General features: G+C 72.7%; 1 protein-coding gene. It reads right to left on the bottom strand.

All coding sequences use genetic code 11. The features are described 5' to 3' along the window. A partial coding sequence (locus tag JK364_RS53715) for a non-ribosomal peptide synthetase (RefSeq protein ID WP_201858768.1) occupies positions 1-7034 on the bottom strand: 7034 nt, incomplete at both ends.

Below are 7034 nucleotides of genomic sequence, written 5' to 3'. Positions count from 1 at the left end.
CCCACCCCGTTCGAACAGCTCCCGCATGATCGGGGTGGCGGGGAGGGTGCCGGTGCCGGTTTCGTGGCGGGCCGGAGCGATGGTGGGGGTCAGGGTTGCTGCGGTGGCCAGGGCGGCGGGGGTTTGGTGCTGGAAGACTTGGCGTGGGGTGAGGAGTAGTCCTTGTTGCCTTGCGCGGCTGACGAGTTGGATGGACAGGATGCTGTCCCCGCCCAGAGTGAAGAAGCCGTCCTCAGGACCTGTTTGCGGAAGACCGAGGATGTCGGCGAACAGCTCACACAGCATGCGTTCGTGCCCGTCGGCGGGGGCTCGTTCGCTGGTGCCTTCCGTGGCGGGGAGGGGGAGGGCCGTGTGGTCGAGTTTGCCGTTGGCGGTCAGCGGCAGGCGTTCCAGCGGTACGTAGTGGGAGGGGATCATGTAGTGGGGCAACCGGTCGGTCAGATGCGCCCGGATCTCCGCCGCAGGTGGCGGTTCGGCCTCAGCTTGTGCGGGGGTGAGGTAGGCGGCTAGGCGACGGTCGCCGGGGCGGTCTTCGCGGACGGTCACCACGGCTTGCCCGATACCGGGATGGGCCGTCAGCGCGGCTTGGATCTCTCCGGGCTCGATGCGGAATCCGCGGACCTTGACCTGCTCATCGGCTCGCCCGCGGAACTCCAGCTGTCCGTCAGGTGTCCACCGCACCAGGTCCCCGGTGCGGTACATCCGCTCTCCGCTGGCCGTACCGTACGGGCAGGCCACGAACCGTTCCGCGGTCAGTCCCGGCCGTGCCCAATAGCCCCGAGCCACTCCGCACCCCGCCACGTACAACTCGCCCACCACACCCACCGGAACCAACCCCAACCCCGCATCCAGCACAAACACTCGGGAGTTCGGCACCGGGGAGCCGATGGGTACCGAGGTGTGCGCTGCCCCGTCGGAGTGCCACACCGTGGCGTAGACGGTCGCCTCGGTGGGGCCGTAGGCATTGGCGATGCGCGCCTCGGGGAACCGGGACCGCGCGGTGGCCAGCAGCTGGGGGGACAGCGCCTCGCCCGCCAGGACGATCGTGTCGAGCGACGAGTCTTCAGCCTGGTGGTGGGCGGAGAGCAGGCTCGCCAGGACCGAGGGAACGGCGCTGAGCAGACCACCGGTCCCCAGCAGCCCAGGGTCGGCGGCCGCGGACAGCAGATCGGGGACGAGCTCCACCGTGCCACCGAGCGTGAGCGGCACGAGCAGTTCGAAGACGGAGACGTCGAAGGTGACGGACGTCGTCGCCCTCACCCGCGCCAACCTGTCCGCGCCGAGGTCGTCCCGCGCCCAGGCCACCAGGTCCACCACATTGGCGTGGGAAACGACCACCCCCTTGGGCGTGCCCGTCGAACCCGAGGTGTAGATGACGTACGCCGGATGCGCGGGATGTACCGGGGCGCGGCGCTCGCCATCGGACACGTCCCCCGTGTCATGGCCTTCCACACGGGTGTGGGTGTCTTCGGCGTCGAGGAGGAGCCATGGCAGCGTGGTGGCGCCGGTGGGAAAGGAGCTGGCGAGGGTGCTGGTGGTGATGAGGAGGGTGGGTTCGCTGTCGTGGAGCATGAAGGTGATGCGGTCCGGTGGGTAGCCGGGGTCGAGGGGTACGTAGGCGGCTCCGGCCTTGGCCACGGCCAGCACAGCGGTGATCAGCTCCGGGGAACGTGGCAGGGCCAGTGCGATACGGGTTTCCGGTCCGGCGCCGTGTTCGATGAGTAGCCGGGCCAGCCGGTTCGCGTGCGCGTTGAGGTCCGCGTAGGACATCCTGTCGTCCTCGAAGACCACCGCCGTGGCCTGCGGAGTACGTGCCGCCTGTTCCTCGAACAGCTCCGGCAGCACCCGCCCGGCCCCGGCCGCCGCCACCGAGGCACCCGTACCCCAGCCCAGCAGCCGCCCCCGCTCGTCGCGGCCGAGGAGGTCGATCCGGCTCAGGGCCTGGTCGGGACGGTCCGCGACGGTGTCCAGAACACGCAGCAGGCGGTCGACGATCGCCTGGGCCGTGTGGCGCTCGAAGAGGTCGGTGGCGTACTCGAGGCTGCCCCGGATGCCGTTCGGCTCCCCGCTCTCGGCGGTGTGCGTCTCCGCGAGCGCGAAGGCCATGTCGAACTTGGCCGTGTCGGTGGCCACCTCCAGCGGCTCGGCGGCCACTCCCGGCAGGGACAGTTCGGTCGCCCGAAGGTTCTGGAAGGTGAGCATCACCTGGAACAGCGGGTGCCGGGCCAGGGACCGGACCGGGTTGACCGCCTCCACCACCCGTTCGAACGGCACCTCCTGATGGGCGTACGCGGCTCCGTCCGTCTCCCGCACCCGTTCCAGGAGGGTCAGGAAGTCCGGGTCGCCGCTGGTGTCGGTGCGCAGCACCAGCGTATTGACGAAGGGGCCGACCAGGTCGTGCACGGCCACCTCGTCGCGGCCTGCGAACGCCGTGCCCAGGGGGATGTCCGTCCCGGCGCCGAGCCGTGTCAGCAGGGCCGCGAGGGCGGCCTGGACCACCATGAACACGCTGGCGTCCCGGGAGCGGGCCAGCCGGACCAGCCTCCGGTGCAGTGCGGCCGGAACGGCGATGTCGACGGTCGAGCCCTGGTGTCCGGCCACTGGCGGCCGCGGCCGGTCCGTCGGCAGCGGGAGTTCTTCGGGCAGCTCCGCGAGCGTTTCCCTCCAGAACGCGAGCTGCCGGGAGAGCACACTGTCATCCCGGTCCTCCGCGCCCAGCACCTGGCGTTGCCAGAGCCCGAAGTCCGCGTACTGCAGCGGCAGATCGTCGCTCCAGCAGGGCTCCGAACCGGCCGTCCGGGCCCGGTAGGCGGTGGCCAGGTCGGCGAAGAGCGGCTGCAGCGACCAGCCGTCGGCCGCGATGTGGTGGACCACCACGAGCAGCACATGCTCGTCGTCGCCCTGCGGGAACAGGCTTACACGCAGGGGAAGTTCGGTGGCCAGGTGGAAGCCACGCCCGGCTTCCTCCGCCAGTGCCGCCGCGAGTGTGTGGTCCGACGCGCTCCCGGCCGAGGCCCCGGCCGCGCCCCCGCCCGAGTCCGTTTCGTCGGCCACCGGCCGTACGTCCCGTACGACAGCGCGCAGCGCGGACCGGGCCGCGTCCGGGCCCAGGACCCGCTGCCACGGCCGGCCGTCGTCCCCGTGCGGATAGACGGTGCGCAGCACCTCGTGCCGGGCCACGACGTCCCCCACCGCGGCCGGCAGCGCCTCCCGGTCCAGCGGGCCGCGGAGCCGCAGGCCGACCACGATGTTGTAGGCCGCCGCCCGATCGCCCTCCAACTCCTCCAGGAACCACAGCCGTTGCTGGGCGTACGACAGCGGCAGCCGGCCCGTACGCGGCATCGGGCCCAGCGGCGGGCGCGCCGCGTCGTCCCGTTCCGCGCCCTGGATCACCGCCGCCAACCCCTCCACCGTCGGCGTCTGGAACACCGCACGGATGCCCAGGTCGACGCCGGTGCGGGTACGGACCTGTCCCATCAGCCGCATCGCGAGCAGCGAATGCCCGCCCAGCTCGAAGAAGCTGTCCGCCACGCCCACCTCGGGCACGCCCAGCACCTCGGCGTACAGCGCACACAACAGCCGCTCCCAGGGGGAGGCCGGCGGCCGGCCGGTGCCCGGACCGCCGATGGGGCCGGGCGCGGGCAGTGCCTTGCGGTCCAGTTTCCCGCTCGACGTCAGCGGCAACGCGTCCAACGACACCACCGCCGACGGCACCATGTGCTCCGGCAGCCGCTCGCGAAGCCAGGAGCGCAGTTCGGCCGGGGCCGGTTCATGGCCCGGCCGGGCGACGGAGTAGCCGACGAGCCGAGGGTCACCCGGCCGGTCCTCGCGGACCGCCACGGCGGCCCGCGCCACCTGCGGATGCGAGGCCAGCACCGCCTCGATCTCTCCCGGCTCGATCCGGAATCCCCGCAGCTTGACCTGGTGGTCGGCCCGGCCGAGGTACTCCAGCCGCCCGTCCTCGTCCCAGCGCACCAGGTCGCCGGTGCGATACATCCGTGACCCGGCCGGGCCGTACGGATCGGCCACGAACCGCTCGGCGGTCAGGCCGGGACGGTCGAAATACCCGCGGGCCACACCCGTTCCCGCGATGTGCAGTTCGCCCACCACGCCCGGTGGCAGCAGGCCCAGGTGCCGGTCCAGGACGTACGCGCGTGTGGTGTCCAGCGGCGTCCCGATCCGCGGCGCGCCGTCGTCATCGGCCCGGACGGCGCCCGTGGTGGACCAGACCGTGGTCTCGGTGGGCCCGTACAGGTTCACCACCTCGGCGCCGAGCGCGAGCAGCCGCCGCGCGAGCGGGGAGGGCAGCACCTCACCACCGCTGAGGACCCGTACTCCCGAAAGGACCCTCGCATGGTCGCCGCCGTCGGACACCTCGCCGAGCACCGCCTGCCACAGCGTGGGCGTGGCCTGCGCCAACGACACCCCGTGGCGGCCCATCAGCCCCAGCAGCGCGGCGGGATCGCGTGTCTGGCCCGCCGAGGCCAGGACGACACGGGCCCCCGCCACGAGCGGCATGAACCACTCCACCGCCACCACGTCGAACGATGGCGTGGAGGCCGCCAGCACCGCATCCGACCCGGTGAGCGGGGTGCGCCGGGCCATGGCCCGCAGAAACCGGCCGAGACCGCTCCGGGACGCCACCACGCCCTTGGGCCTGCCGGTGGAACCCGAGGTGTAGAAGAGGTGCGCGGGGTGGTCCGGCAGCAGGGGACACCCGCGGTCCGCGTCCGCCAGGTTGCCCGCCCCCGCCTGTGCCAGCCGGTCCGCCGTGCCCTCCGCGTCCAGCAGCAGCCGTGGCACCGCGGCCGCCTCCGTGAGCACGGCCTGGGCGATCGCGCTGGTCGTCACCAGGAGGGCCGGGCGGCTGTCGGTGAGCATGAACGCCACGCGCCGCGCCGGGTAGTCCGGATCGACGGATACGAAGGCGGCGCCCGCCTTGAGGACGGCCAGGGCGGTGATGAGCAGGTCCGGGCCACGGGGCAGGGACAGGGCGACCCGGGTCTCCGGGCCCGCGCCCGCCGCGATGAGCACCCGGGCCAGCCGGTTCGCCCGCTCGTTCAACTCGCCGTAGCTGAGCCGCTGTTCCTCGAACACCACGGCCACGTCGGCTGGGGTGCGCTCGGCCTGGCACTCGAACACCTCCGGCAGCAGCACCGTGTCATCGGCTCCGGACACGCCGGGCGAGGCATTGCCCCACTGCCGCACCAGGCGCTCCCGCTCGGCCGGGGCCAGCACGTCGAGCTGTGCCACCGTCCGCTGCGGGGCGTCCGCCACGCTCTCCAGCACCCGGACCAGACGCCGCGCGAGCTCCCGTACGGCCGAGTGGCCGAAGGCATCGGGACGGTAGCCCAGCTGGAGCCGCAGGGACTCGCCCGGGATGACGACCAGGGCCAGCGCATAGTGAGTGGCATCCCGGCCGGTGCTGCCCACCACCCGCAGCCCGTCCTCCGGCGCGCCGACCCGCTCGGGCCGCACCGGATAGTTCTCGAAGACCAGCACCGTGTCGAAGAGCTCGCCGACCCCCGCGAGCGACTGCACCTCGATCAGCCCCAGGTGATGGTGCTCCGACAGTGCCGCCTGGCGCGCCTGCACCTCCTCCAGCACATCCAACAGCCGCTGATCCGAGGCGAGTTGTACCCGTACCGGCAACGTGTTGATGCACAGGCCGACCAGCGACTCGACACCGGGCACCTCCGGTGGCCGCACCGCGGCCGTGGCCCCGAACACCACATCGTCGCGGCCGGTCAGCCGGCCCAGCAGCAGGCCCCACGCCACCTGCACCAGAGTGTTCAGCGTCAGCCCCGAGGAGCGGGCGCGCCGGGTCAGCCGTGCCGTCAGGTCGGCGGGCACATCCAGGCAGAACTCCCGGGGAACCACCGCCGTACGCCCGTACGCCTCCGGGGCCAGCAACGTCGGCTCCGCGACCCCGGCCAGCGCCTCGCGCCACGCCTCGCGGGCGACGGTGGCGTCCTGTGCGGTGAGCCAGGCGAGGTAGTCGCGGTAGGCCGCCGGGCGGGGCAGCAGACCGTCGTCCCCGGCCTCCCCGTACAGGAAGAACAGCTCCTGCACCAGGACCGGCGTCGACCAGCCGTCCAGCAGGATGTGATGGTGGGTCATGGTCAGACGGCTGCGCCCACCGCCGAGGCGGAACAGCGTGAACCGCATCAGCGGCGGCCGGGTGAAGTCGAACCGCGTGGCGCGGTCCTCCGCCTGCCAGCGCCCGTACTCCCCGTCCTGCTCGGTGGGGGAGAGACCGCTGAGGTCGATCTCCTGCCACGGCGTCGGCGCATGGCGGGGCACGACCTGGACCGGCCTGGACAGGCCGTGGTGGAGGAACCCGGCCCGCAGATGGGGATGGCGGAGCAGCAGGGTGTCCACCGCCTGCCGGAAGCGCACGCTGTCGACGTCGCCCTCGAGATCGAAGGCGAACTGCACCAGATAGACGTCCGGGGCCGCCTCGTCGTACCCGGCGTGGAAGAGCAGCCCCTCCTGCAACGCGGTCAGTGGCAACGTCTCGACGGCACCGGGAAACGCCAGCTCCACCGCCGCCACGTCCTCGGTGGTGAGCGAGAGCAGCGGGGGCGTGGCGGAGGCGGCTGGGGCGGCGTCCGTCGGGGCCGGGCCGCCGGACGGCGAGGCGAGGCGCGCCAGGGCGGCGGGGGTCTGGTGCTGGAAGACCTGGCGGGGGGTGAGCACCAGCCCCTCGCGGCGGGCGCGGCTCACCAATTGCATGGACAGGATGCTGTCCCCGCCCAGTGCGAAGAACCCCTCCTCCACGCTCGGCTCCGGCACGCCCAGCACCTCGGCGAACAGACGGCACAGGACCGCCTCCTGTGGTGTCGCCGCCGCGCGTGCACTGGCCCGTTCGGCGCCCCGGGCGGGCGCGGGCAGCGCCGCGCGATCGAGTTTGCCGCTCGGCGTGAGGGGCAGTGCGTCGAGCCGTATGACGGCGGAGGGCACCATATGGGCCGGTAGCCGCTCCGCCAGATACGACCGCAGCTCCTCCGGGGGCGTATCGCCGTGATCCGGGC

The organism is Streptomyces endocoffeicus (assembly GCF_016741935.1).
GTDB lineage: Bacteria > Actinomycetota > Actinomycetes > Streptomycetales > Streptomycetaceae > Streptomyces > Streptomyces endocoffeicus.
Note: the sequence above shows the minus strand (reverse complement) of the source record. Positions and strands in the feature narration are given on the sequence as shown.